Source organism: Halomonas sp. JB37 (assembly GCF_002332255.1).
Lineage (GTDB): Bacteria > Pseudomonadota > Gammaproteobacteria > Pseudomonadales > Halomonadaceae > Vreelandella > Vreelandella casei.
Genome location: NZ_NRGW01000001.1, coordinates 3,465,582 through 3,490,738, shown reverse-complemented (window position 1 = coordinate 3,490,738; position 25,157 = coordinate 3,465,582). Strand labels below are relative to the sequence as shown.

General features: G+C 50.9%; 23 protein-coding genes. 14 read left to right on the top strand and 9 right to left on the bottom strand.

The window, feature by feature from the left end; translation table 11 throughout:
- The first annotated feature begins 81 nt into the window (after nucleotides 1-81).
- From CIK78_RS16225 to CIK78_RS16210, 4 genes are read left to right on the top strand one after another with little or no spacing between them, the layout of a single operon-like run.
- Nucleotides 82-1,242: an ImmA/IrrE family metallo-endopeptidase gene (locus CIK78_RS16225; protein WP_096281946.1), complete on the top strand. Its 1,161-nt coding sequence runs from the start codon at nucleotides 82-84 to the stop codon at nucleotides 1,240-1,242.
- Nucleotides 1,239-1,736, top strand: a complete 498-nt coding sequence (locus CIK78_RS16220; protein ID WP_096281945.1) for a DUF4411 family protein — start codon at nucleotides 1,239-1,241, stop codon at nucleotides 1,734-1,736. Before CIK78_RS16225 ends, CIK78_RS16220 begins: the two co-directional genes overlap by 4 nt.
- A gap of 17 nt (nucleotides 1,737-1,753) precedes the next feature.
- Nucleotides 1,754-4,810, top strand: coding sequence for a type I restriction endonuclease (locus tag CIK78_RS16215; protein WP_096281944.1), 3,057 nt, complete (start codon nucleotides 1,754-1,756; stop codon nucleotides 4,808-4,810).
- A 36-nt stretch (nucleotides 4,811-4,846) separates the two neighbouring features.
- Nucleotides 4,847-5,734 carry a GIY-YIG nuclease family protein gene (locus CIK78_RS16210; protein ID WP_096281943.1) on the top strand — a complete coding sequence of 296 codons (888 nt, stop codon included), beginning with the start codon at nucleotides 4,847-4,849 and terminating at the stop codon, nucleotides 5,732-5,734.
- A 241-nt stretch (nucleotides 5,735-5,975) separates the two neighbouring features.
- Here CIK78_RS16210 and CIK78_RS16205 read toward each other — a convergent pair whose 3' ends face one another.
- Together CIK78_RS16205 and CIK78_RS16200 are read right to left on the bottom strand one after the other, a co-directional pair.
- Nucleotides 5,976-6,614, bottom strand: a complete 639-nt coding sequence (locus CIK78_RS16205; protein ID WP_217990296.1) for a LysE family translocator — start codon at nucleotides 6,612-6,614, stop codon at nucleotides 5,976-5,978.
- Nucleotides 6,615-6,899: 285 nt separating this feature from the next.
- Nucleotides 6,900-8,081 carry an epoxide hydrolase family protein gene (locus CIK78_RS16200; protein ID WP_096282423.1) on the bottom strand — a complete coding sequence of 394 codons (1,182 nt, stop codon included), beginning with the start codon at nucleotides 8,079-8,081 and terminating at the stop codon, nucleotides 6,900-6,902.
- 224 nt (nucleotides 8,082-8,305) lie between these two features.
- On the opposite strand from CIK78_RS16200, the gene CIK78_RS16195 reads away from it, so the two are divergent.
- From CIK78_RS16195 to CIK78_RS16185, 3 genes are all read left to right on the top strand, one after another.
- On the top strand, nucleotides 8,306-8,881 hold the full coding sequence (locus tag CIK78_RS16195; protein ID WP_096281941.1) for a CGNR zinc finger domain-containing protein: 576 nt from the start codon (nucleotides 8,306-8,308) through the stop codon (nucleotides 8,879-8,881).
- 324 nt (nucleotides 8,882-9,205) lie between these two features.
- Nucleotides 9,206-9,421, top strand: coding sequence for a hypothetical protein (locus CIK78_RS16190; protein ID WP_176483418.1), 216 nt, complete (start codon nucleotides 9,206-9,208; stop codon nucleotides 9,419-9,421).
- 89 nt (nucleotides 9,422-9,510) lie between these two features.
- Nucleotides 9,511-10,314, top strand: coding sequence for a DUF808 domain-containing protein (locus CIK78_RS16185; protein ID WP_225734310.1), 804 nt, complete (start codon nucleotides 9,511-9,513; stop codon nucleotides 10,312-10,314).
- Between the two features lie 583 nt (nucleotides 10,315-10,897).
- Here the strand turns inward: CIK78_RS16185 and CIK78_RS16180 are convergent.
- Genes CIK78_RS16180 through CIK78_RS16170 form a run of 3 tightly spaced genes read right to left on the bottom strand, consistent with a single transcriptional unit; the run spans nucleotide 10,898 to nucleotide 14,791 of the window.
- On the bottom strand, nucleotides 10,898-12,373 hold the full coding sequence (locus CIK78_RS16180; RefSeq protein ID WP_096281940.1) for a BCCT family transporter: 1,476 nt from the start codon (nucleotides 12,371-12,373) through the stop codon (nucleotides 10,898-10,900).
- 30 nt (nucleotides 12,374-12,403) lie between these two features.
- Entirely contained in the window at nucleotides 12,404-13,597 is a 1,194-nt protein-coding gene (locus tag CIK78_RS16175; protein WP_096281939.1) for a Xaa-Pro peptidase family protein, read from the bottom strand.
- Nucleotides 13,598-13,603: 6 nt separating this feature from the next.
- Nucleotides 13,604-14,791, bottom strand: a complete 1,188-nt coding sequence (locus CIK78_RS16170) for an amidohydrolase (RefSeq protein ID WP_096281938.1) — start codon at nucleotides 14,789-14,791, stop codon at nucleotides 13,604-13,606.
- A 154-nt stretch (nucleotides 14,792-14,945) separates the two neighbouring features.
- Here CIK78_RS16170 and CIK78_RS16165 point away from each other — a divergent pair, with 154 nt between their 5' ends.
- A complete protein-coding gene (locus tag CIK78_RS16165) occupies nucleotides 14,946-15,848 on the top strand; it encodes a LysR family transcriptional regulator (RefSeq protein ID WP_225734311.1) in 903 nt (300 codons plus the stop codon).
- Between the two features lie 114 nt (nucleotides 15,849-15,962).
- Here the strand turns inward: CIK78_RS16165 and CIK78_RS16160 are convergent, their stop codons facing one another.
- Nucleotides 15,963-16,274 carry a hypothetical protein gene (locus tag CIK78_RS16160; RefSeq protein ID WP_096281936.1) on the bottom strand — a complete coding sequence of 104 codons (312 nt, stop codon included), beginning with the start codon at nucleotides 16,272-16,274 and terminating at the stop codon, nucleotides 15,963-15,965.
- Nucleotides 16,275-16,524: 250 nt separating this feature from the next.
- Between CIK78_RS16160 and CIK78_RS16155 the strand changes: the two genes are divergently transcribed.
- Entirely contained in the window at nucleotides 16,525-17,106 is a 582-nt protein-coding gene (locus tag CIK78_RS16155) for a DedA family protein (RefSeq protein WP_096281935.1), read from the top strand.
- 318 nt (nucleotides 17,107-17,424) lie between these two features.
- Here the strand turns inward: CIK78_RS16155 and CIK78_RS16145 are convergent, their stop codons facing one another.
- Both CIK78_RS16145 and CIK78_RS16140 read right to left on the bottom strand, forming a co-directional pair.
- On the bottom strand, nucleotides 17,425-17,730 hold the full coding sequence (locus CIK78_RS16145; RefSeq protein ID WP_096281934.1) for a hypothetical protein: 306 nt from the start codon (nucleotides 17,728-17,730) through the stop codon (nucleotides 17,425-17,427).
- Nucleotides 17,731-17,908: 178 nt separating this feature from the next.
- On the bottom strand, nucleotides 17,909-18,748 hold the full coding sequence (locus CIK78_RS16140) for an SDR family oxidoreductase (RefSeq protein WP_096281933.1): 840 nt from the start codon (nucleotides 18,746-18,748) through the stop codon (nucleotides 17,909-17,911).
- 108 nt (nucleotides 18,749-18,856) lie between these two features.
- Between CIK78_RS16140 and CIK78_RS16135 the strand changes: the two genes are divergently transcribed.
- The 4 genes from CIK78_RS16135 (at nucleotide 18,857) to CIK78_RS16115 (ending at nucleotide 22,966) form a co-directional block, all read left to right on the top strand.
- Complete coding sequence (locus CIK78_RS16135; protein WP_096281932.1) at nucleotides 18,857-19,741, top strand: LysR family transcriptional regulator; 885 nt, start codon at nucleotides 18,857-18,859, stop codon at nucleotides 19,739-19,741.
- A 450-nt stretch (nucleotides 19,742-20,191) separates the two neighbouring features.
- A complete protein-coding gene (locus CIK78_RS16125) occupies nucleotides 20,192-21,013 on the top strand; it encodes a type IV toxin-antitoxin system AbiEi family antitoxin domain-containing protein (RefSeq protein ID WP_096281931.1) in 822 nt (273 codons plus the stop codon).
- Nucleotides 21,003-21,920: a nucleotidyl transferase AbiEii/AbiGii toxin family protein gene (locus CIK78_RS16120; RefSeq protein ID WP_096281930.1), complete on the top strand. Its 918-nt coding sequence runs from the start codon at nucleotides 21,003-21,005 to the stop codon at nucleotides 21,918-21,920. Before CIK78_RS16125 ends, CIK78_RS16120 begins: the two co-directional genes overlap by 11 nt.
- A 95-nt stretch (nucleotides 21,921-22,015) precedes the next feature.
- Complete coding sequence (locus CIK78_RS16115; protein WP_096281929.1) at nucleotides 22,016-22,966, top strand: DUF808 domain-containing protein; 951 nt, start codon at nucleotides 22,016-22,018, stop codon at nucleotides 22,964-22,966.
- A gap of 419 nt (nucleotides 22,967-23,385) precedes the next feature.
- Here the strand turns inward: CIK78_RS16115 and CIK78_RS16110 are convergent, their stop codons facing one another.
- Nucleotides 23,386-24,171 carry a helix-turn-helix transcriptional regulator gene (locus CIK78_RS16110; protein ID WP_096281928.1) on the bottom strand — a complete coding sequence of 262 codons (786 nt, stop codon included), beginning with the start codon at nucleotides 24,169-24,171 and terminating at the stop codon, nucleotides 23,386-23,388.
- Between the two features lie 107 nt (nucleotides 24,172-24,278).
- Between CIK78_RS16110 and CIK78_RS16105 the strand changes: the two genes are divergently transcribed.
- The gene (locus CIK78_RS16105) at nucleotides 24,279-25,088 is read left to right on the top strand and encodes a sulfite exporter TauE/SafE family protein (protein ID WP_096281927.1); all 810 of its coding nucleotides are present in this window, start codon (nucleotides 24,279-24,281) and stop codon (nucleotides 25,086-25,088) included.
- The last annotated feature ends 69 nt before the right edge of the window (nucleotides 25,089-25,157 follow it).

Genomic DNA, 25,157 nt, shown 5'->3' with positions numbered 1-25,157 from the left:
TACCGGGCTTGGCGGATGCATTACTAACGTCGGCTTAACCGGCGCTGACTGGCTAGCTATACTGGTGCCAGAGGTGATGTTATGAATCGTGTGGCGGTTAATCCTGAGCTGGTGCAATGGGCGCGCCAGCGCGCACATCTGGCGATAGAAGATCTTACCGGTAGATTTCCCAAGTTGGGTGACTGGGAGCGGGGTGAAGTGTTGCCCACGTTCAAGCAACTGGAAGATTTTGCCAGAGCAACGCACGTGCCCTTTGGCTATTTGTTTCTGCCAGAACCGCCGCTTATCCCCATGCCGATTACTGACTTTCGCACCTTGGGCAATCAGTACGTGGGTTCTATCAGCCCCGACCTGTTGGACACTATTTATGCGATGCAGCAGCGGCAAGCCTGGCTGCGTGAAACCCGTATTGAATGCGAGGTATCAGGGTTTGATTTTGTGGGTAGCGCTCGTCTGACTGATGACCCAGCGGCCATTGGCCGTGAAATGAGAAGGTTGCTGGACTTAGAAGATGGCTGGGCGAATCAAGCGCGAACCTGGCAAGAGGCTATTAGTGCCTTGCGAACCGCGATTGAAGCGCAGGGGATCTTAGCGATTATCAACGGTGTGGTAGGCAATAATACTCATCGTGTTCTGAATGTTGATGAATTTCGGGGATTTGCTCTCAGCGATGAGTTCGCACCGTTAATTTTCGTCAACGGCGCAGACGCAAAATCTGCCCAAATGTTTACGCTGGCACATGAGTTGGCACATATCTGGCTCGGAAGTCAGGGATCTGGACTATCGGGTTTCCCCGGTATCTTTCCAGATGGGGGCGAGATCGAAAACTTTTGCGACCGTGCGGCAGCGGAGTTTCTGGTGCCAGAGGCAGAGCTCCGCCAATCCTGGCCGAATGTTCGCCGGGAGGAAGCGCCTTTCAGTTTGCTGGCACGCCAGTTTAAGGTTAGTCCTATTGTTGTAGGTCGCCGAGCGATAGACTTGCGTCTAGTCGAACGTCAGTACTTCTTTGAATTTTATGCGGCCTATGTGCAGCAGGAGCGTCAGCAAAAGCAGGCGGCTAGCAGTGGTGGTGATTTCTACAATAACCAGAATGCGCGTGTGGGCAAAAAGTTTGCGTTGCAGGTAATTCGCGCTGCTAAAGAGGGGCGCATTGGCTTTCGACAAGCTTACGAACTGACGGGGCTAAAAGGCGGTGCGTTCCAGGAGTATGCCCAGCGGCTTGGTGTGGAGCTTCCCCGATGAGCTATATCATTGACTCGGATGTACTGATTACCGCTAAAAATAGCTATTACGCATTTGATCTATGCCCTGGTTTTTGGAATAGCTTGTTGACTCAACATCTTGCCGGACGCGTAAATAGCTTAGACCGCAATCGGCAGGAGCTATTGCAAGGGCGTGATGACGACGAACTGGTTAAGTGGGTTCATGATTCGGTGCCTGCTGGTTTCTTTTTAAGTTGCAATAATGCCGCTGTGGTCTCTGCCTATACCGAGGTCATGCTTTGGGTTCAGCGTAACCCCCAGTTTTTTGATGCCGCCAAGGCGAAATTCGCGACTGGCGCGGATGGCTGGCTGGTGGCGTATGCCGTGGTGAACGGATCCACTGTCGTTACGTTAGAGGAGTCGCGCCCGGAGTCACGTAATCAAATTAAACTGCCGGATGTGTGTCTTCAGTTTGGAGTGATTTACCAAGACATATTCACTATGCTTAGAGCCTTGCAGGTGCAATATAACTAAATGATTAAAGGACTAAGATGGCCGGCCATACCGAACTCGATTTTGAAATCGCCATTGAAACAGGTCTGACCGGTGCAGGTGGCTATACCAAACGCGATGCCTCTGCATATGATGAGGCATTGGCTTTATTCCCCGATGACGTTATAGGTTTTCTACAAGCCAGCCAGCCCAGCAAATGGGCTCAGCTAGAAGCGCTGCTGGGCGATAAAACCGGCGCTACAGTGCTCGGTAGTCTGGCCAAAGAACTGGAGATTAAAGGCACGTTGCACGTGCTGCGCTACGGCTTTAAGTGCTACGGAAAAACCTTTCGTCTGGCAAACTTTCGCCCCAACTCGACTATGAACCCTGAGGCGGCAGCTGCCTACCGCCAAAATCGCCTGACCATTACTCGGCAGGTGGCGTTTACTTCGGTGATAAAGAAGGCAGATGGTAAAAATCGCCGATGCATTATCGATGTGACCCTGAGCCTGAACGGCTTACCGGTAGCCACAATAGAGCTAAAAAATCCGCTGACTGGCCAGCGCGCGGCGGATGCGGTGACTCAATATCAAAGCGATCGAGATGAGCGCGATCTGCTATTCGCTTTCAAAAAGCGCGCACTGGTGCATTTTGCTGTAGACCCTGACGAAGTGTGGATGACTACTAGGCTCAAGGGTAAAGAAACCACGTTTCTACCCTTTAATCGCGGTAATAACCTGGGGGCGGGTAATCCACCGGTAGAGGATGACTGGAAGACACATTATTTATGGGATGAGGTGCTGCAAGGCGATAGCCTGATGGATATTTTGCAGCGCTTTATGCACTTAGAGGTAAAAGAGCGACAGGTTAAAACCGATAAGGGCATGCGCACCATCCGTAAGGAAACCATGATTTTCCCGCGATACCATCAGTTGGATGTGGTGCGCAAGCTGGTAGGCCATGCACAGGTGAATGGATCGGGGCGTAACTACCTGATTCAGCATTCGGCGGGTTCCGGCAAGTCTAATTCGATTGCCTGGCTGGCGCACCGGTTGGCCAGTCTGCACGACGGTAACGACGAAAAAGTATTTCATTCTGTCGTGGTGGTCACTGATAGACGTGTACTCGACCAACAGCTACAAAACACCATCTATCAGTTTGAGCATAAAACAGGTGTGGTAGAGAAAATCGACGAGAACACCCAGCAGCTCGCCGCTGCACTGTCTAACGGCACACCGATTATTATCACTACCTTGCAGAAATTCCCGTTCATTTCCCAAGCGCTAGCGACGCTGGAGAGCAAAGGCAGTGGTATCAAGATCAATACGGCAGGTAAGCGCTTTGCCGTGATCGTCGATGAGGCGCACTCCTCCCAGAGTGGAGAAACCGCCACCGCACTGCGTGGCATGCTCAACAAGGATGGCATCGAATCTGCCATTGGGGCGCAAATGTCGGAAGAAGAGGATGATGCGCTGTCTGACGATGCCAAGGCGGCTATTCTGCGCGATTCACTGCGCCGGGCACGGCAACCCAATCTAAGTTTTTTTGCCTTTACCGCTACCCCCAAGTTCAAGACAAAAGTCTTGTTCGATGAGCCAGGCCCCTCAGGCACTTCTCCATTTCATGAGTACTCCATGCGGCAGGCCATCGAAGAAGGCTTCATCATGGATGTGTTGCAGAACTATACTACTTACAAGCGCTTCTTCGGCCTGATCAAGCAGGTGGAAAACGACCCCGAAGTGCCGCGCAAGAAGGCGGCCAAAGCCTTGAGCCGCTATCTGGAGCTGCATCCCGTTAACATCGATCAGGTGGTCTCGGTCATTGTCGAGCACTTCCGACTCTATGTGATGAGCGAAATGGCTGGACGGGCCAAGGCGATGGTGGTCACTGGATCGCGCTTGGCAGCCGTAAAATACAAGCTGGCGTTTGATCGTTACATTAAAGACCATGGCTACAGCGGTATTCGCTCGCTGGTGGCTTTCTCAGGCAGCGTGGAAGACCCCGACGACCCCGGCGCATCCTACACCGAAGTGGCGATGAATGAGGGCTTGGCCGAGAGCGAATTGCCGGAAGCCTTCGAGCGCGACGATTACCGTGTGCTATTAGTGGCAGAAAAATACCAGACGGGTTTCGATCAGCCTTTGCTACAAACCATGTATGTGGTCAAACGTCTATCTGGGGTGCAGGCAGTACAAACACTCTCGCGCCTTAATCGCATGGCACCTGGCAAGGCACGTACCTTCGTGCTGGATTTTGCCAATGAAGAAGACGATATCTATCAAGCCTTCAAACCCTACTATGAAGCCACTTCTATTGGCGAAAATGCCGATGCGCACCAGCTATCGGAGCTGCAACATAAGTTACTAGCTTGGGCGATATTTGCGCCAGACGATATCAATGCGTTTGCCGAGGTCTGGTACAAAAGCAAACGCGACCATTCCGCAGCAGACCATCGGGTAATGAATGCGGTTCTGGACGCGGTGATTGCGCGTTTTGGTGAAAAAGATGAGGCCGAGCAAGAAGAGTTTCGCGGACAATTGACCGCTTTCCGTAACCTTTATGCGTTTTTGTCCCAGATTATTCCGTATCAGGATAGTGAGCTAGAAAAGCTTTACGCCTTCGTGCGTAACATAATGGCGAAATTGCCTCCACCAAGCGATGGCCAAGCCTTCACACTGGATAACGAGATTGCTTTACGTTATTTCCGTTTACAGCAGATGACCGAAGGTTCCATTGATCTTGGTCAAGGCGAAGCTTACCCCTTGAAAGGGCCAACCGATGTGGGCACTAGCGGAGTTCGAGAAGAGCCTGTGACGCTCTCTTCGTTAGTAGAAAAGCTTAATGAGCGTTTTGGCACCGACTTTACAGAAGCCGATCAGCTGTTCTTTGACCAAATTACCGCCAGTGCGGAGAACAATGAAAACATCGTCGAAGCGGCTAAAGCTAATAACCTACCAAATTTTTCGGCTTACCTTGAGCGCATGTTGGATGAATTATTCATTGACCGCATGGAAAACAATGAAGAGATCTTCTCTCGCGTGATGAGTGACAAAGAGTTCAGAGGCGCTGCCCATGAACATCTAGCCTTAGAAATATTCAAGAAAATACGACAATAATCACGCGTACGCTAAATAAAAGGTAGGTTTATTAGCATGCATCAAGTTCAACCCCGCCCAACCTCTATTCGCATCTTTCTCGCTGATGGCACGCCAGAAGGCCTGCGCGTGATCGAGAAATCCAACTGGACGGGCAGGGCGGTGGTGGCTAACCGCTCCCAGTTTGAGCGCGCATTGGCCCGCAGCGAAATGGCCCAGCCGGGCGTGTATGTGCTCACAGGACTAACGGAAGAGGGCGCGTCCAAGCTATATGTGGGTGAAGCCGATGTGCTGGGGGAACGTATTAAGCAGCATGTGTCGGGTAAGGAGTTTTGGACGCGGACTGTGGCGTTTACCAGCACTAACGAAGGTTTGAACAAAGCTAATGTCCGCTATCTAGAATCACGCTTATTGACCCTGGCGAAAACGGCTAACCAGTGGGCTTTAGATAACGGCACCTTTCCCGCGCCGCCCCCGCTTTCTGAAGCCGACCGTGCCGATGCCGAGTGGTTTTTAGCTGAGATGCTGGTGATTTTTCCTCTGCTAGGCATTGATGCGTTTGAATCTGCCACCAATCAGGCCGCTACCACGCAAACAGAAAAGGCTGAGGCGCCGTTAGCGCTTTATCTGAATGAGCGTGGAGCTGAAGGCACCGGTAAAGAAGTAGCCGATGGCTTTGTGGTGTTAAAAGGCTCCCAGGCTCGCGCCGAAGAGACGGTTTCTATTCACGATTACATGCGCGAGCAGCGTCAGCTTCTGCAAGAGCGGGGCGTATTGGCGCCGCTAGATGGAAAACTGGTTTTCACCCAAGATTTTCGTTTTTCGTCGCCATCAACCGCGGCGGGTGTGTTGGTCGGTGGCGCTTCAAACGGGCGGATTGCCTGGAAAGATGCGAGCGGTAAAACACTGAAGGCTATTCAAGATGCACGCTTGGCAAAGGTTTAGCAAGTGCCCACTGTGACCAGCATCGCCGCTAGATAAAGCTATCTCCACTATGGCGCATCCGCTGATGGGCTCGCGAACCATCGAGTCCAATATCACCGGTATCAGCGGATACAGCGACATCACTACGATGCTGATCATAGCCAAATGTTCTTCGCTCAACTAGCCGGTTATGACACGAGTTTACGGTGCAGTTCAGCAAAGAAAATTGCTTCGCCACTTTAGATAGCTTATTTGTGATCCGTTAATTAGCAATAGATCTCGACATTACTTCTACTATAACGACACCCGCCAGAACCCCATAAACGGCAGCTGAAATGTAGCTTAACAAGACACCGGCACGCTCCGAGCTCCTGAAGCGAGAATGGAAAACGCCCGCCAGCACGCCTATAGTTCCGTAAACAAGAACTTCCATCAAGACGTTCACGACACCCAACATCGCTAGTTGTAACCCCGCGTTCTGTGCACCGCCCATAAACAGAGGAAGGACTGAAAGAAAGAACAGAATTACTTTCGGATTGGTTAGGCTGACCAATACGCCTCTGAGGTAATGTCGTCCGGTTGAAACTTTACTAGGACCTCTGGCCATGCGGCGCGCATTATGGGTCGTTACATATGCCAGCCACAATAGGTAGGCAGCGCCGAATACCTTCACTGCTTCAAGCAGTAGAGGGTACGACTGAGCAATTTTTCCCACTCCAATGACCACCGTTGCGGCATATACGCTCATGCCGGTTCCTATGCCGAAAATCGCTTTCAGGGCTGACCGGCGTCCACTTTCGAGACCAACGGCAAGCATGTATGCCATATCAGGGCCAGGAGGGAGGAGGAAAAGCAAAATCACTGCAATGAAGGCTGGTAGAACACTGACATCAACCATCATTACATTCCTTCAGCATCGTTATAGTGCTTGCCTGATCTGCATTACTGGTATCGGTCGACCCATGTCGAGTCCTGAAACACTGAGTCAACAATGGGTACCCTCCCCATGCTGGAAGCAAGAGCTGCGTGCAGCCACAGAACGGGGGTGCAAGTCTGACTCTCGAACGGGTGGCGAGGCAGAGACAAGACAAGCGCAAAGAGTCGAAGTGATACGGCAGATTACCGCTCCCGCGAATTTCTTTGACAAACCGGTCTTGATCTCTGTTGCCGGGGTGTCTTGCAGCATTCACTGATTGGCTGCCAATACTGCTGCGAGGCCTTCTTGCAGATCCTTGACGAAATACTCAGGAACCTCCAGCGACGGGAAATGGCCCCCGTTGTCAGACGTCCTCCATCGAACAATTTGTCGGTACCGTTCCTGCGCCCAAGGGCGCGGACATTTCTCAATATCGCAAGGATAGATAGTGATGGCTGAGGGGACATTGACCCGAAGCTCAGGATCGAGCCTGTTAACACCACCGTGGCTTTCATAGTAAATGCGGGCTGCCGATGCACCTGTACGTGTCAGCCAATAAAGAGTGACGTCGTCCAGAATTCTGTCTGGGGAAATTGTCTCGAAAGGACTATCTACGGTATCTGTCCACTCAGAGAACTTGTCGAGAATCCAGGCAAGAAGCCCCACAGGGGAATCGACAAGCGAGTAGCCGATGGTTTGCGGCCGGGTCGCCTGCTGCTTCGCATAAGCTGCTCGGTAGTGCCAGAAGTCGTGTGTGTCCTCGGCCCATTTACGTTCGGTTGCTGTCAGCCCGTCCATGGTGAGCCCAGCCGGTGCCTCCGCCAATGTAGTGTGGATGCCGATTACGTGCTCCGGGAACCTACCGCCGAGAACAGTGGTGATAACGCCGCCCCAGTCGCCGCCGTGAGCTACGAACCTGCTGTAGCCGAGCCTTCCCATCAGTTCCACCCAAGCGGCCGCAATCTTTCCGGCTCCCCAACCGGTGGTGGATGGCTTATCGCTGTAACCAAAGCCTGGGAGCGATGGGATGACTACGTGGAAAGCGGGTGCGTTTGCATCTTTCGGCTCTGCTAACTCGTCTACCACATCAATGAACTCGGCGATGCTGCCTGGCCAGCCGTGGGTCAAAATCAGAGGCGTGGCATTGGCGCGCGACGAACGACAGTGCAGGAAATGGATTTTGAGACCATCAATGGTTGTCCGGAACTGGCCGATGTCGTTAAGCCGGGTCTCGAATGACCGCCAGTCATACTCAGTGCGCCAGTAGTTCACGAGTTCGACGAGGTCAGCGAGAGGAACGCCCTGTTCCCATCGGCGAGGATCGGGCGCGGCTTGATAGACCGTTTCGGCCTCTGGTAAACGCGCTGCGGATAATCGAGCGCGCAGATCATCTAGGTCAGCGTCAGTGGCGTGAGTTTCAAATGCTTCAATTTTGCTAGTTAGACGGTTCATAAGATGCCCCCGCTGGAGTGGGCGGACGCGGTGTCGGTTATGTACCAAAGTGTAGGCATGCGACCTCCTAGTAATCTTGGCACCGGCTTTGGCACAATGCGAACCGGCTAAGACGGTTCTATCATGTCTCGATATTAGCGTGCAACCCGCTATTGCCAGCAGCGGAGCAAAATACGACCACTTGGTCGATTTCACTGCCGCAGGGGGCATGCTAAGGTGGTTCCATGAAAGATCAATTCCCTGACTTCCGCCTTGGTAGTGTGCTAGCGACTAGCTTTACGGCGACTCTTAAAGAGCGCCAAGGCGACTCTGTGGAGCTCATTCCAACGCCGCAGCGACTCGTCGATTGGTTAGTAATCAACGGACTAGCCGTGAACGCCTGCACCTCAGCGCAGCTTGAACTCGCTTGGGAGTTGCGGGAATCAATTCACGCTGCTGCGACAGCGACTGCTATCGGAAACGCTTTACCTGCTACTGCGATCCAAGTCATCAATGACTGCAGCATTAAAGGTCAGGCCGCCGCTATTCTATCGCTCGATGGCAAACGTCAATGGCATCTTAGGTCAGCTTCCTGCGTGGAAGATGCCCTAAGCGTAATTGCCGCTGATGCGATCAGCATCATTGCAGGCGAACGAGATGGGAAATTGGCCTTGTGTGCATCGCCAACCTGCCAAGCCGCCTTCTTCGATACCAGTCAAAGTCGTACCCGCAAATGGTGTGATATGAACACCTGCGGGAATCGCCAGAAGAAAGCACGCTTTAATGCCAACCATCGTAAGAACGGGAATTCTGCCATTTAGTAAGGAAGGGATGCAGAGGATTTAGGAAAGGCACTCCTTTTCTAATTTTTTGCGGCTGCTAGCTCTTTCCATTTTGTGGTTTACGGTTTTTCGCAGTGTAGTTCTCAAGTATTTTGTTTACGAGAAATGCCAATCTGGACGGTATTTTTCCTTGCTCGCGATTGAACTTGCCGAGCGAGGCCATTAGTTTTTCATTATGAGCACGCTTCTCATCACGGATCGGCTCAGAAAACAACTCTACTTGATCAGCCTTATAGCCAAGAATTTGAGGGTATGACCAGAACGCCTGTTAGCCTTGGAGAACTGTTGAGCATACTCGAGTGATTGATTACGGGTATTCAGTCAAGCTTTGATGTAAATACCAAACGCTTCTTACTGAGTCTGTATGAAGGTACACCGGATTTTGGTGCTATTGACTGCCCAGAGGCAGCCAAGCTGCCTGCTGTACTTTGGAAACTTATCAACTTGGAAAAACTGAAAAGCGAAAACGCCTCGAAATATGCTGAGCAACGCCATGAGCTGGAGAAGTTGCTGAAATAAGGTGTGCAGATCGGGATGCAAAAGAGCTCACCCGCAAAGCCCACCGTGTGCTCTACTATCTGCAACTGTTATTCACGGAGGAAGCATCCATGGCCATAGGCGGCTTAATAGGATTACTGGATGACATTGCCGCACTGGCGAAGTTGTCCGCAGCATCACTGGACGATGTGAGTGCCGCCGCTGGGCGTGCGACGGCGAAGGCGGCCGGGGTGGTGGTGGATGATACGGCGTTGACGCCGCAATATTTGCAAGGGGTGACAGCGGAGCGTGAACTGTCGATCGTGAAGCAGATCGCGCTGGGGTCGATTTGCAACAAGCTGATTTTTATCCTGCCGGTGGCGCTGCTGCTGAATTACTTTTTGCCTGCGCTATTGCCGATCATCCTGATGGTGGGCGGCACCTACCTAGCCTTTGAGGGCGCAGAGAAAGTCTGGCACAAGCTTTCCGGCCAGCATGAAGACGACAAGCCTGCGGTTGAGAAGGGGCCGGAGGCTGAGAAAAAGATCGTGAGTGGCGCCGTTCGCATCGATCTCATTCTGTTTGCTGAAATCATGGTGATCGCCCTCGCCACCGTCTCCCATCAGGGATTCTGGTCACAGCTGGCGAGCCTGGTGGTGGTCGCGTTTGTCATCACTATTCTGGTGTATGGCGTGGTCGCGCTGTTGATCAGGATGGATGATATCGGCCTGAAGCTCGCCCAGCGGGATAGTACGGGCATGCAGACCCTGGGCCGTGGGCTGGTGACGGCCATGCCCAAGGTGCTAGCGACCATCTCGGTCGTGGGCACCATCGCCATGCTATGGGTGGGTGGGCATATCCTGATGGTCAATCTGGGAGCCGATGGCACGGGTGGTTCAACGCACCCTATGAGTGGGTACACCATATTGAGTTAGGCATTAGCGAGGCAACCGGTGCCTTGGGGGCATGCTGGGCTGGAGCTTCAATACGCTGTGCTCTGCGGTGATTGGCTTTTTGGTCGGTGGTGGGACTGCTGAACCTCATATACACCAAGAAAGCGCACGCTGAATAATTTTTAGCCGAGACGCTGGTGATTTTTCCTCCGCTGATCATTGATGCATCTGTGTGCAGTCAAGACACTACCGCACAAACAGCACCACCGTTCAAGCTTTATCTAAATGAATCTAGAACCGGAGACGCTGGCAGAGACATGGCCGAGGGCTTCGTGGTGTTTAAATGATCACTCACTTTCGCAGATGGAACGGTATCTACTCATTACTATATGCGCGAGCAGCGACAGCTTTTAAAAGAGACCATTGTGCTAGGTGTGTTGGAAGGCAACAGCTCAAATGGTTAGTTCGATTAGAGCTGTTACCAATGGAAGAGGTGATAATAAAATTATAAGTGCGTTTAGCAAAGTGTTGAAGCAAGCCTTACGCACTCTATAAAAGCTAATTTTTAATAATTAAAAGTGGTTAAGTGAAAGTTTGCTTATAGCCAGGGTTTTCGAATAGTTGGTTAATAGTCTTCTTTTAGTTTTTTTATAAAGTTTCTAATCATTAATAGAATTATTAGTGTAAGTGGTAAGGCGGCAATAATAGATGCTGATTGTAAGCCGTGCAAGCCTCCAAAGGATAGTAATATCCAGCAAGTTATAGATATCAATATTCCCCAAGTGATTCGTTTATAAATAGCCGGAGATTGAGAGCCATTGTCAGATATTTGTGAAACAACATAAGTGGCAGAGTCTACTGAAGTGACCAGAAAGAAAAAAAGCAGTAGGAGTGTGGCTGTAGATAAAATAGCTGGATGTGGCATTGAATTGTACATTTCGAAAATAGTAGCAGAAGAATCGATAAGTACTAATTCAGCAAGGCCTGCTTCAGAGTAAAAGTCTAGGTGCAGAGCTGAACTACCCATTACGCCTATCCAAAGGCATGCGACTAATGAAGGAATAAATAAAACACCAAATACAAACTCCCTAATTGTCCTGCCCCTTGATATTCTGGCAATAAATGTGCCGACGAAAGGAGACCATGCGATAGTCCATGCCCAGTAAAAAATTGTCCATGATCCTGCCCAACTGTTCTCTGTAAAAGGAGAGGTGCGCAAACTCATTCCGATAAAGTTTTGAAAATAGTCAGCTAGCCCTAATAAAATAGTGTTAATAATGAAAAGTGTAGGGCCGGAAAATAAAATGTATATCATTAAAGTGATGCAAGAAAGCATGCATATAATAGATAAATACCTTATTCCTCTATCTATGCCGGAGTATGTGGAAATCATATAAGAAAAAAATATTACCCCTAGAGTAACTACACTCCACATATCCTTATTAGCTAATCCTGTTAGCTTTTGTGCTTCTCCACTTATTTGAATAACACCAAGACCTAATGATGTGGCGACACCTACAATGGTTACTAAGATGGAAATTATGTCCAAGAGGTATAAATGATTTGATTTAGAGTTTGATGTGGTTAGAGTTGATGAAATAAGACCCTTTTTTTCGTGATTGTACTGAAAATATGCGATGATTAATCCTACGACAGCGGATGCCGCCCATTGGTGTATCCCCCAGTTAAAAAAGCTATATTGCATGGCGTGACGAGCTGCCTCAGTGGTTTTAGGAGACATATCGTCAAATGGTGGTTGTATATAATGAAACATTGGTTCGGCAACTCCATAGAAAACTAGCCCTACGCCAAAACCAGTAGCTAGGAGCATGCATAACCAAGTCAGTATGTTATATTGTGCTACTGACTCACTTCCTCCCAGTGTCATTTTACCGTATTTTGAAATAGCGATTACGAATAAAAAGATACAAAAAATAAAAACAGACAATAGGTAAAGCCAGCCAAAGAGATTGCTGACTATAAGTAGTATTTTACCACTTATTTCATTGATTTTGGTTGAGAAGATAGCGCCAGATAATGCTAAACTCAAAGCAATAACTAATGAAGGTATATATACCTTGTTGGTTTTTTGTCTGTTCATTTTGCATCCCAGTTGGTAAGTTTTTAAGATTTATTTTATGTGATGAATTTCCTGGCTAAGATTGCATAAAAGGCTAGCACCTAGATTTGTTACTTGGAATGTTTCACTGACTTCAGCTCCCCACTTGTTTTTCCAAATTCCAGCAATGAGATGAAATGTCATATTTGGTTCTAGAATTGTTTTATCTTCGGCACGAATTGAAGCTGTCCGCTCTAACCAAGATGGTGGAAATGAGCAACCAACAGAATATCCAAGCCGTGACGTTTTTCCTAAATTTCGTTTTTTATTTACTTTATCCCATGCCATATGGACTTCAGATAAAGACATTCCAGGTGCAATAGCTTCTAATGTTTCGTGAATACCTTCAATTGCATATTTGGTGGCATCAACCAAATCTTTTGGTGGAGTCTTTCCAATATATACTGTACGTGCAAGCGGGCAATGGTAACGGTGTCTAGCTCCTGAAAGTTCAAGAGTTAAATTCTGATCTTTAATTAATGCTTCGTCACTCCAAGTCAAATGTGGAGTGGCGCTTCTATTGCCGGTTGGCATAACTGGGGGGTTTGATGGATAGTCACCACCATACTCTTCTGTTCCAGCAATAAAAGCATGGTATATTTTTGCAATTACGTCGCTTTCCCTCCCCCCCTCTGACATTGCACTAAATCCAGCTTGCATGGCAGATTCTGTAATCTTACCCGCTTGACGCATATATTTAATTTCATTGTCTGACTTCACTATGCGCACAAAATTTATTAATCTACGGCATTCAGTGATTTTGTTTTTTAGATGCTTTTTTAGAAAATTAATATCATCAAAGGTTGTCATTCCAGCATCAATTTCAATGCCTATTTGGCATTGTTTTAGCTCTAGCTCAATAATTAATTCAACTGCTTTCTCGAAAGGGTGGCTAGTTTCATTGTCAACAAAACTGTCATTCCAACCATGTATGCTATCACTGCTTAGCTCAGTTCTTATTTTAACAGCGAGAACATCTATATCTCTGACCAGAAGAATTGGTTCAAAATGATAAATGGATATAATCATTATCTGTGGAGTGTAATAAGATACAGCATCGTAGCCCGTAGTGTAGTAAATGTTAGCAGGGTCTGAGTCAAGTAAAACCTCGATATTCTTTAGGGTCATTTCTTTTTTTATTTTATTTAACCTATTGTCATGCTCGCTCTTGCTAAAGGGTGAGTTGTTACTTTTATCGCTAATCATCGTCTTTTATCCTTTTTTCTGAGAGTTTAAGAATTCTTCAGCAGCTGAAATGATAAGCTTTAGCCCTAAGATCATGTCTTGATCCGCCACACCAAATTTTGAGGTGTGTAACGGATGAATATGTCCGTATTGAAGATTGTGAGTGCCATAAAAAAAGTAGAGACTTTTAGTTTTTTGTGAATAAAATCCAAAGTCATCGCTTCCCATGAGGGGAGGTAATTGCTTAACTTTATTTTTTCCAATAATTTTCTCTGTACTTTTTTTGAAACTCTCTAACAATTTTGGATCATTAAAAACCGCAGGTTCACCCTCGAGTAATGTAAATGTTGACTTAGCACCGTGTGATTTTGCTAAATCGTTAGCTAAGTTTTTAATTTTATTTTGTAATCTATACCTTCCTTGAGTTGAGTGGGTACGTATAGTTCCTTTGATTTCTGTACGATCACATACAATATTCTCAGCTGTACCTCCTGAAATTACTCCGATACTAACAATTGAGTTTTCATTAGCATCAGTTTGCCTAGTCACTAACCCTTGAAGGAGTTGGATAAAGGCTGAGGCTATAAAAATAGTGTCGGTTCCTTCATGAGGGAATGCACCATGAGCGCTTTGTCCTGAAAATATAATGCTGAAAGTATCGGCTGAAGCAGTTACGTGGTTGTTAATTATACCTACCGTTCCCGATGGCAAAGATGGGTAGGCATGAATGCCAAGCATTATATCCACATTGTCAATCCAACCTTCTTTAACAACTTCTCGACCTCCAAGTGGCTCACACTCCTCTGAAGGCTGAAAGATTATACGGATAGCACCATTTAAATCCTTTTTATTATTAAAATATGCAGCTACACCAGCTGCAATTGCTGTATGCGTATCATGCCCACAAGCATGCATAACCCCTTTGTTTTGTGACTGGTATGAAAGGTCATCACGCTCTTCGTTAATAGGTAATGCGTCCATATCACCCCGAATACCGATGACCAGGGCAGATGAGTCATTGTGTGAGGAAGTTATGTCAACTATTAAAGATCCTGCATGGCCTTTTTTTATTTCATATATTTCAAAAGTTTCAAAAAAGCGAATTATTTTTTTTCTTGTTTCATTCTCTTCTCCTGATAATTCAGGCTCTTTATGGATTGCATGACGTAACTCTATAACCTCGCGCTCTATTTTTTTTAATATTTCTATACTCATTCTTAACCTTCAATGTTTGATATGTAGGAATTTAATTGTTTTTCTGCTAACTTTGATCGTTTGTTTTTTTAATGATAGAAGCTTTTATTTAGAGTATTTTTAAATAGCATCGACGTAAAATCTATCTGACTCATATGGTTCATGAGGTAATTTGATGATCAAAGGTTCGGACATCTCTATTGCCCAACTGCGTGTGCTGCTTGCGGTAGCTGAAGAGCAATCCTATACCCGTGCGGCGGCGCGACTTGGCGTTAGCCAATCTGGCGTAAGTCACTCAATGCAGGCGTTGGAAAAGCTGGCGGGTGGCCCACTTATCACAAAAGCGGCGGAAGGGTGGGTACTGACTGTTTTAGGTGAGTTAGTGCTTACTAGTGCTAAGAAGGTTGTGGGAGAACTTCAGATATTGAGCCAGCAGATGGCCCAGTTCCATAATGAAGTAGAAGAAACGTTGAAAATAGGCGTTATTCCTAGCGCGTTATCTGGCTGGTTGTCGCCCCTACTTGCGAGCTTTACGAGCCGCTATCCGGATGCCATCAGCCTTGTGCTGGAAGGCATGGAGGAGGAGATAAAGGATTGGGTGGAAAGTGGCGTTATCGATATGGGAGTCACAACCGATATCACGCAACTCAATCTCACCTACTGGCGTGAGCACTTTGATTGGCAGCTATTAAAGAAGGATGAGATTGTTGCCGTACTGTCCGCAAGCCATCCACTCAGCAAACAAGCCAGTATCACGCTGGCGGAGCTAGCGATGCACCCGCTTATTATGTCATCAGGCGGTTGTGAGGCGCTGATCCAGCAAATATTTGCTCACTCGTTAGAAGAGGTTGATACCTTCCAGGTCGATTTTTGGGTGCGCGATACGCGTACGCTATTGCAGATGGTCGCTGGCGATGTGGGGGTTAGCCTAGTGCCCACATTGGCGTTAAACAATCAGCAAAAGGCTAACGTGGTAACGCTGCCGTTATCCCCTCGCTGTGACCGGAATTTGATTGCCTTTTGGCCTAAACGGCAGCCGCTTAATCCCGTGGGTAAGCAGCTCTTGAAGGAGTGCTGATGATCAATCAGGCAGAAAATAAGAGATGATATCCATCTCTTGGCGAATAAAAAATCACGGAGCTAGGACGCAGCCACTTTACTGCTTAAAAGACCGTGAACAGGCGCTAAGAGGTCAGTCAGAGACGCCCTCGCAGTTGTCGTGATACAGCGGGGCATCGGTGCCCAACGCCAGGTGCTTGGTAGCGCTGTTGTAGTAAAAGCGACCATGCTCGGCGCGTGAAAGTATATAATCGCCGCATACTCCATAGTCCTTGTTGATGCGCTTTTTTAAATGCGGGATGTCGGCCTGTATCTGGTTTCCGAGCCGTTCCGATATACTCGCGGCGATGTGCGCACCACGCTGGGCCTCGGAGTAGGCTTGGCCACCGAATATCAGGCCCGCAACGGCTAAAATGGCGACGACGGGTATCCATAGGTTATGCATAGCGTGTCCAGTGAGTAGGTATGGTTGTGCATGATGCCAATAGGAAAAGTATTTAGCAGGATAATCACGGGTTGCTGGTTCAGCTTTACTGATTGTTGTGGGCTGAATTGCTGTTGAACGCGTCTCGCAGATTAAATAAGATGCCTACCGCCCAAAAGCCTTATTTAACCTCCGCATCATCCCGAATCACGATAGAGATGGCGTTTATATGGCGCCCACGGTTCCGGGGTAACTTTATGGATGAACGCAAATGACGCTTGACCATTTTGTGGCCGATTATGGCAGCTTCGGCCTGTTCGTGGGGGCGAGCTTGGAGGGCGAAGGCGTCGCGATGCTTGGCGGCATCATGTCTCATCAGCACCTGATCGGATTTTGGCCCGCTATCATCTCCCTTGCGTTGGGCTCTTTCCTTGCGGACCAATTATTCTTCCTGCTGGGACATGGGTGGCGCAATAGCGCTATCGTTCGTTCGGTTCAGGGGAGCGCGGCAGGTGGGCGTGTACTGACGACGTTCAACGCCCACCCGAACGTTTTCGCGTTCTCCTTGCGATTCCTTTACGGACTACGCATGGTCGGTGCGGTGACCATCGGCACGACCAACTTTCCTTGGCCACGATTTATCCTGCTCAATGCTATTTCGGCGTTGATCTGGTCAACGGCCTGGGTCACGCTCGGTTATGTGTGTGGTCAGGCAATCGCGCCACTTTTTGAGCGGCTGAGCAGTCTTTCCCATTTTGTGCTGGCGGGTGTTGCCGCCATCCTTTGCGTCGCGGTAGTGGCCGTGGTGGCTGCCCAGCGGAGACGAGCTCAACGCTTGACGACGCGCGATTGAACTCGCTGCATCCACAAGAGCGCGACATTACTCTATCGTTTGCGCCTCAGCACGAGATAGACAGGCGAGCTGCGAGGCGTTCACTCGGTGCAAGTGGTGTCGGGGCGGCTTGATCGGCCTACTGTCCATTTTGAAGCGCCGCCCCGTGAACAGTTGGAAGCTGAACTGCGTGGTTTAACCAACCACCACAGAGACTGGATGGGCTGATTCGCGCTGGCTCAGTCAGAGCGGCAATCAGTGCGGTTCTATTCCCTAAGCGCGGCCATTATGGCGCGACGTTTACCGCTCAAAAGATCGTGAAAAGGTTCTAAGAGACCCTCAGAGACGCCCCCCGCAGTTGTCTTGATACAGCGGGGCATCGGTGCCTAATGCCAGGCGCTTGGTGGCGCTGTTGTAGTAGAAGTGGCCGGACTCGGCGCCTGAGAGCTCGTAGTCACCGCATACCCCATAGCCCTTGTTGACTCGCGCCAAGTGGGAAATCTCGGTCGGTGCCTGGCTGTCGAGGCGTTCCGATATGATCGCGGCGATGTGGGCATCACGCTGGGCCTCGGAGTAGGCCTGGCTGCCGAATATCAGGCCCGCAACGGCTAAAATGGCAACGACGGGAATCCATAGATTATGCATAGCGTGTCCAGTCAGAGAAGATGAAAGTGCATGAGGTCGGCAAGAAAAGTATTTAGCTGGATAATAACTTTTTGCCCATACCATCGTCCATGAGCTGACTATCAACCTTAATCGGCTCACATTTTGAGCCGAAAGGGCGCCATAATCGGCTCATTTCCTCCTCTGTGTAGGGCACGCTCTATTCGATGAACGCATCTTTATCGGCCGCCAGCGTTAGCGGCTTGTTGGCCTCCAGTTCATTCATCCTTTGCGTCAGCGCTTGGCTAATGGAGTGATAGGCCGTGCTGCCCAATGCCAGCCTAAACGGGGCGGAGGGTAGGTCGGCGGTGTCGATGAGGCGGCTCACGGTTTTAACCGCATCGCCTTTAATGGCGAAAGCCCCCGACGCCAACGCACGGCGCGTTTCGCCCGCGGGTGTTTCTTCATATACGGGCATGGGGTGCGTGCGGTCCAGCGCCTCGCTGAATTGGGTGGCGGTGGGGCCGGGTTCGGCAAGGATGAAGTCGATTCCAAAGGGTGCGACTTCTTGCGCGACCGACTCGACGAACCCTTCGATGCCCCATTTGCTGGCGTGGTAAAGGCTGAAACACGGGTAGGCGATTTGACCGCCTTCCGACGATACCTGCACGATACGCCCACCTCCTTGCTCGCGCAGGTGGGGTAGCACCGCCCGAATCAATTGAATCGAGCCGGTGAGATTGGTCGCTATCTGCCGCTCAATCTGTTCATCCGTGGCTTCTTCGGCGGCGCCAAACACGCCATAGCCCGCGTTGCTGACCACCACATCGATTCGACCGAAGGCAGCAAAGGCGTGCGCTACGCCCTTTCTCATTGCCTGCGTATCGGTCACGTCGAAGTTCACCACGTAAAGGCGCTCCCCATGCTTGGCCAGCAGGTCGTCCAGCGAACCGTGTCGGCGTAGCGTGGCGACCACGCGGTCGCCGCGTTCGAGCAGGCGTTCGGTAAGCAGGCGGCCAAGGCCGGTCGAGGTGCCTGTAATCAGCCAGGTTTTAGCCATTTATTATCTCCCGTGAAGTGATTAAGTGTTGCGAGAGATAGGCTAGGCCAGTATTACTGTTAATAAAATACTCAACAATTGAGACAAGTTAGTGAGGGATGTTCACCAATGAGCAAGCCGACGTTAGCGGACCTTAAGGCGTTTAAAGCGGTGGCTGAACACCAGAGCTTTCGCCGTGCGGCTGATCTAATGGGCGTTAGTCGGTCGTCGCTAAGCCATACCCTGCGAACCCTTGAGCGCAGATTGGGTACGCGGCTACTACATCGAACTACGCGGAGTGTCTCGTTGACCGAGAGTGGTGAGCGTTTACTCTTGCGTTTGGGCCCGCTCTTGGGCGAGCTGGACACTCTGCTGGAAGAAGCCTCAAGCCTTGAAGGTAAGATCACGGGGAGGTTAAGGATTAACGCTAGCGAAGCGGCGATTCGCCTGTTGCTTGAGCGTGTCGTGCCCCGCTTCCTAACGCTTTACCAGGATGTCGAGCTTGATCTGGTGGCAGAAGGGCGGCTGGTCGATATTGTCGAGGAAGGGTTCGATGCCGGGATAAGGCTAAGGGAAGCTGTTCCCAAGGATATGATTGCCGTGCCTGTCGGCGGAGAGCTGCGGTTTCTTGCCGTTGCCTCGCCTGGTTATTTACAGGGCAAGCCGATACCTAAGACGCCCGATCAGCTCGCCCTGCATCAATGCATCAGGCAGAGGCTGCCCAGTGGCAAACGTTACCGCTGGGAATTCCAGCAGCACGGCCAAGAGGTGGTGGTCGATGTGCCGGGAGCCATGACGCTGGATAGCAGCCAGCTGATGGTAGAGGCGGCCGTGGCGGGGTTGGGCATCGCTTATGTGCCTGAACCTTATGCACACGTAGCGCTTCGCGATGAGACGTTAGTAACGGTGCTTGAGGATTGGTGCCCTTACATAGCTGGCCTGTATCTTTACTACCCCAATAACCGCCATGTACCGCCCAGCTTGCGGGCCTTTATTGATCTGTTGCGAGAGTGACCTACTGCAAGCGGTGGCCGCATACAAAAGCGCCCCGTGATGCTTGCGGCAATCCATACAGTGGCAAATACCTACCCGGAGCGGCTCGCCATTGGCCACGATTCGGATCTTACCGCAGAGACAGCCACCCGTTAGTTGAACCATTGTTAATCTCCAGAAGATTCATACATTTAAAGTAGGTGGCACTTTTGGTTTTGTCTTGCTGCCGTATCGTATGTATTTGATGCCGGCAAACTGACGTAAATTGAACTGTTGGATGAGTCGGGTTTTCTCTGCGCTCCTGGAATCCAGTCGTATCGCGACTACAAGCAGGCGCGGGCCTTAAGCTGGTAAATCGCCTTCCTGTGGTTCTTTAAAAGATAGATAATTGGTGAGCTAAAAGTACACAAAATTTGATTTTATTAAAGATACTAATGACAGATTATTTAGTTAAGTGCTAATTTGTGAACCATGAGTACACTTAAAGAAGAAAAGCTAAAGAAAGTGCTTGAAGCCATACCTTCAGGATTCATGGTCGACACCGCATGGCTTGAACGCCACGGTGTAAGCCGTTTCCTTGCTCGTAAATACGTCGATAACGGCTGGCTGGAGCGCGTTAACCGCGGCGTCTTCCGACGCCCCGCGCCGAATGCAACAACGTCGGCCACAATCGATTGGAAAACCTGCCTGCTCTCCATGCAGCATATGATGCGCTATGACATCTATGTCGGTGGCACAACGGCACTTACCCAACAGGGCTTCGATCACTATCTGCGGCTGGGTAGCAGTGCGCCTATCTGGGTATATGGCAACGTCACACCCAACTGGCTCAGCAAACTGCCACTAAACGCACCCATCGTCACCCGCAGCACCTTACTGTTCGCCGATCCGTCACTTGGGCTTGCCAGAAACAATATCAACGACGAAGACACGCTGCCATGGGACTGGACGCTTAATATGTCGGCACCTGAACGGGCGATTATGGAAGCCATGGACGAGTTGCCCGACCAAGAGAGTTTTCATAACCTTGATATGGTGTTCGAGAGCTTGACGACACTGCGGCCGAAACTACTGTCGGCGTTGCTGCACAGTTGCAAGAAGATCAAGGTAAAGCGGCTGTTCTTTGTCTTTGCCGATCGCCACGACCATCCCTGGCGCAAGCGCCTTGATCCAGCAGCATTCAATCTTGGGAGTGGCGACCGTGCACTGGTAAAAGGGGGCAAGATACATCCACTTTATCGGATTATGGTGCCTGAAGCGTTTGTAAAGGCGGAGGCAGAAGATGGCGCGTGAAACCTATGAAGCGCAGGTCGCACTCCTTGTGCGCATTCTTCCGCATGTGGCGAAGGAAGATGTATTCGCGCTGAAGGGAGGCACAGCGATCAACCTGTTCTATCGTGATCTTCCGCGTTTGTCGGTCGATATCGACCTGACCTACCTTCCGGTTAAAGATAGGAATGACAGCCTTTCCGAAATCAACGACGCTATGGATCGCATTGCGTGTGCCATTGAAGGCGGTATCGTTGGTGCCAAAACACAACGTATCAAGGGCGGCGGCGGTGGCGCCACTCGTCTTCTTGCCCGCATGGGTGGCGTAGAGATCAAGATCGAAACCTCTCCAGTTACACGCGGCGTCGTTCATGATCCTGAAACGCTTTCCGTCTCTGAAGCTGTTGAGGATGAGTTCGGCTATGCAGAGATGCAGATTGTCTCCTTCGAAGATTTGTTCGGCGGTAAGTTGAACGCAGCCGTTGACCGTCAGCATCCGCGCGACCTTTATGATGTGAAGCTGCTTTACGATAACGAAGGCCTAACGGATGATCTATTTCGCACTTTTCTGATCTATATTGCGAGCTCGCCGCGCCCCGCGCATGAGTTGCTGAATCCGAATCTCATCAAACTTGATCAGCCTTATACTCAAGAATTTGAGGGAATGACCAGAGCTTCTGTCAGTCTCCAAGAGCTCTTGGACACCCGTAACCGATTGATTGCAGATATTCAATCCCGCTTCGATGAGAACACCAAGCGATTCCTAATGAGCCTGCATGACGGTACGCCCGATTTTGATGCTATTGATCGCCCTCGAGCGGCGGATCTGCCTGCCGTACGCTGGAAACTTATCAACCTGGAAAAGCTGAAAAACGAAAATGCCGACAAGCATGCTCAGCAACGTCATGAGCTGGAAGGGCTGCTAGGGTAAGGTGAACAGATCGGAATCTTGAAGCAAACGAGGCAACTTGCCCCACCCGCTATGTGCTTTACTATCTTTAACTGTTATTCACGGAGGAAGCGTCCATGGCCATAGGCGGCTTGATAGGATTACTGGACGACATTGCCGCATTGGCGAAGTTGTCCGCAGCATCACTGGATGATGTGAGTGCCGCTGCTGGGCGTGCGACGGCGAAGGCGGCCGGGGTGGTGGTCGATGATACGGCCGTGACGCCGCAATATTTGCAGGGGGTGGCAGCGGAGCGTGAACTGGCGATTGTGAAGCAGATCGCGCTGGGGTCGATCCGCAATAAGCTGGTTTTCATCCTGCCAGTGGCGCTACTGCTGAACCACTTTTTGCCCGTGCTATTGCCGATCATTCTGATGGTGGGGGGCACCTACCTGGCCTTTGAAGGCGCGGAGAAGGTCTGGCATAAGCTCTCTGGGGGCCATGATGAAGAAAAACCTTCGGTGGAAAAGGGGCCGGAAGCCGAGAAGAAGATCGTGAGTGGTGCCGTGCGGACTGACCTGATTCTATCCGCCGAAATTATGGTGATCGCGCTTTCTTCTGTTGCGCATCAAGGGTTCTGGTCACAGATGGTGAGCCTGATCGTGGTTGCGTTTGTTATCACTATTCTGGTGTATGGCGTGGTGGCGCTGTTGGTCAGAATGGATGATTTCGGCCTGAAACTCGCTAAGCGGGATAGCTCGGGCGTGCAGAAGCTGGGCCGTGGTCTGGTGACTGCTATGCCCAAGGTGCTGGCGACTATCGCAGTGGTGGGCACCGTCGCCATGCTATGGGTGGGCGGGCATATCCTGATGGCCAACCTGGGCGCCGATGGAACGGGTTGGTTTAACGCACCCTATGATTGGGTACACCATATTGAGCATAGCATTAGCGAGGCAACCGGTGCGTTGGGCGGCATACTGGGCTGGAGCTTCAATACGCTGTGCTCTGCGGTGATTGGCTTTTTGGTGGGCTCGATTGTTGTGGGTATTCTGCACTTCATTCCTTCCAAGAAGGCGCATTCCGAATAGGTGCGGGCCGTGACGTGTGTATCAGGCATCTGAATGCCCGCCATATTGTACTCACTCGCGTATCGGTTCACTCATATCACTCTAGAAAATGATCTTGAGCCGAATACAAAGCCTAATCGGCTCAATATGTGATCCGAATGGGCCGTGGGCAGAGCTTGGCTCTCTAAGAGCCCTTTCCCCAAAGTGATGCCAGTGGCCCGCCTACCGGGGATTCTTTTGGTAAGGCTACGCAAGCCACCCGCGCCTGTGCTGTCGCAAGCCGCGCGGGGTCGCCGCGCTTTATTTCTGGATATTGTTCCGGTGGATCCGGTGGCTAAGCGCCGACCATGTAGGAGTCGTCGTCCGACGCTACGCTGGAATGCACAATTCCTGCTGGAAGCACCAGCACATCTCGCTAACCTCTGAACAAACTATGCTTGCTACTCCTCCCGTTGGCGGCTAGTCGCTTGGACGAAAGCGGTAGGGGATTGGCCAAGCACCTTGCGAAACATGCTGGAGAAAGCGGCTGGGCTGTCGTAGCCAAGTTCCAGTGCGGTTCGGGTAACGGAGCTGCCGGATAGCAGCCTGGGAATAGCCGCCATCAGGCAGGCCTGCTGGCGCCATACGCCAAAGGAGAGTCCGGTTTGCTGGCGGAACAGGCGATTGAAAGTGCGTTGACTGCAATGCAACTGCTGAGCCCACTTTTCGGGAAGGGAGTGAATGTTCGGCTGGCCGAGGAATGCTCTGCACAGGCTGGCGAGCGGAAGGTCATGAGGCAGGGGCGCAAACAGTGGCAGGGCCTGAGCCTGTTCCAGTTCGTAGAGAAGTAGTTGCGCCAGGGCGCCGTCGCGGCCGTTTTCCTCATAGAGTGCGGGGATGTGGGCGGAAGCCAGCAGCAAGTGATGTAGGAGGGGTGTCGCGACCAGCACCTCGCAGCTGGGCGAAGCGCGTGGTGCGACGTGGGGCTCGATATACAGACTTCGGGTGCTCACCTCGTTCATGCGCACTTGATGGCGCTTGCCCGCCGGTAGCCAGACGCCGCTGTAAGGCGGCACCATCCAGGTGCCGTCATCCGTATTGACTTCCATCACGCCGGTCATGCCATAGAGAAACTGGGCGCGGCGGTGGGTATGAAAGTCGAGGAGGGTGCCGGAACAGTAGTCAGTACCGATGGCCACCACGGGTCTTGCTACATGATCCACCTCTGACAGCGGCGTATTGAGCATAAGCGTGAACCTGGCTGAAACGCGTTGATGGTTGTCCGAATGACGAATGTCGGCCAAACCTCGCCAGCATATAGTGCCTGCTGTTTCGTTTCATCAGGAGAGTGCCGGTGTATAGCGTATTGCTAGTTTGTGGCGGGTTGGCGGGAGTGACCACCGTGTTGTTCGGTTTTGGTGGTGGGTTCGTGGTGGTTCCTTTGCTGTATATCCAGCTGATTACCGTCCATGGGCCGGATAGTGGTATCGGTCAGGCGGCCATGCATATTGCAGTGGCTACCTCGACGGCGTTGATGGTGTTTGCTGCTTCCCTGTCCACATGGCGCCACCATCAACGGAAGACCGTGCGATGGCACCTGGTGCGACCGCTGGTCGGCTATATCGCCGTGGGCGCTGTGCTTGGCGCGGCGGCTGCCGTGTCGTTAAGTGGCGAGTGGGTGCGCTGGGCATTCATCGGCTATCTGAGCATCACGATTGCGGATGCCGTTCTGCGGCCTGGTTTTCTGCATCAGTCGGAGAGTGATGTGCGTCCTATGGGGCGTGGGGTAACGGCGATGACGGGGACATTGATTGGTGCAGTGGCTGCCTTGCTAGGCGTGGGCGGTAGTGTAATGACCGTACCGCTCATGCGTCGTAGAGGCGCGAGTATGACGGCGGCCACTGCCATGGCCAATCCGTTGTCGTTGCCCATGGCGGTGAGTGGCAGCGCGACGTATGTGTTGCTGTCGGCAAATCACCCCGCGTGGGGGGGCTGGTATGCCGGTTATGTGGATCTGGGCGCCTTGTTGGTACTGGCGGTGGGCTCGTGGCTCGGTATCCGCTTAGCATCGACCTGGATCGGGCGCATTCCTGATCGTATTCATTCCAGGGTGTATCTGCTACTGCTGACCATGGTGCTTGTAGTGATGGTTTGCGTGCGTTGAGCGGTGCTTACTTGGGAGATGCCTGTTTTGTGGGTCGGGTCTTTATAGGGCGCAGGGCTTAAAAGATGA

Bases quoted from the DNA above. Each gene is read 5' to 3' on its own strand.
- CIK78_RS16110 (WP_096281928.1), bottom strand. From the start codon at position 24,171: ATGCTCAATACGCCGCTGTCAGAGGTGGATCATGTAGCAAGACCCGTG.
- CIK78_RS16220 (WP_096281945.1), top strand. From the start codon at position 1,239: ATGAGCTATATCATTGACTCGGATGTACTGATTACCGCTAAAAATAGC.
- CIK78_RS16185 (WP_225734310.1), top strand. From the start codon at position 9,511: ATGGCCATAGGCGGCTTAATAGGATTACTGGATGACATTGCCGCACTG.
- CIK78_RS16145 (WP_096281934.1), bottom strand. From the start codon at position 17,730: ATGCATAATCTATGGATTCCCGTCGTTGCCATTTTAGCCGTTGCGGGC.
- CIK78_RS16170 (WP_096281938.1), bottom strand. From the start codon at position 14,791: ATGAGTATAGAAATATTAAAAAAAATAGAGCGCGAGGTTATAGAGTTA.
- CIK78_RS16120 (WP_096281930.1), top strand. From the start codon at position 21,003: ATGGCGCGTGAAACCTATGAAGCGCAGGTCGCACTCCTTGTGCGCATT.
- CIK78_RS16175 (WP_096281939.1), bottom strand. From the start codon at position 13,597: ATGATTAGCGATAAAAGTAACAACTCACCCTTTAGCAAGAGCGAGCAT.
- CIK78_RS16155 (WP_096281935.1), top strand. From the start codon at position 16,525: ATGACGCTTGACCATTTTGTGGCCGATTATGGCAGCTTCGGCCTGTTC.
- CIK78_RS16200 (WP_096282423.1), bottom strand. From the start codon at position 8,081: ATGAACCGTCTAACTAGCAAAATTGAAGCATTTGAAACTCACGCCACT.
- CIK78_RS16195 (WP_096281941.1), top strand. From the start codon at position 8,306: ATGAAAGATCAATTCCCTGACTTCCGCCTTGGTAGTGTGCTAGCGACT.
- CIK78_RS16160 (WP_096281936.1), bottom strand. From the start codon at position 16,274: ATGCATAACCTATGGATACCCGTCGTCGCCATTTTAGCCGTTGCGGGC.
- CIK78_RS16225 (WP_096281946.1), top strand. From the start codon at position 82: ATGAATCGTGTGGCGGTTAATCCTGAGCTGGTGCAATGGGCGCGCCAG.
- CIK78_RS16180 (WP_096281940.1), bottom strand. From the start codon at position 12,373: ATGAACAGACAAAAAACCAACAAGGTATATATACCTTCATTAGTTATT.
- CIK78_RS16135 (WP_096281932.1), top strand. From the start codon at position 18,857: ATGAGCAAGCCGACGTTAGCGGACCTTAAGGCGTTTAAAGCGGTGGCT.
- CIK78_RS16125 (WP_096281931.1), top strand. From the start codon at position 20,192: ATGAGTACACTTAAAGAAGAAAAGCTAAAGAAAGTGCTTGAAGCCATA.
- CIK78_RS16205 (WP_217990296.1), bottom strand. From the start codon at position 6,614: ATGATGGTTGATGTCAGTGTTCTACCAGCCTTCATTGCAGTGATTTTG.
- CIK78_RS16210 (WP_096281943.1), top strand. From the start codon at position 4,847: ATGCATCAAGTTCAACCCCGCCCAACCTCTATTCGCATCTTTCTCGCT.
- CIK78_RS16140 (WP_096281933.1), bottom strand. From the start codon at position 18,748: ATGGCTAAAACCTGGCTGATTACAGGCACCTCGACCGGCCTTGGCCGC.
- CIK78_RS16165 (WP_225734311.1), top strand. From the start codon at position 14,946: ATGATCAAAGGTTCGGACATCTCTATTGCCCAACTGCGTGTGCTGCTT.
- CIK78_RS16115 (WP_096281929.1), top strand. From the start codon at position 22,016: ATGGCCATAGGCGGCTTGATAGGATTACTGGACGACATTGCCGCATTG.
- CIK78_RS16215 (WP_096281944.1), top strand. From the start codon at position 1,754: ATGGCCGGCCATACCGAACTCGATTTTGAAATCGCCATTGAAACAGGT.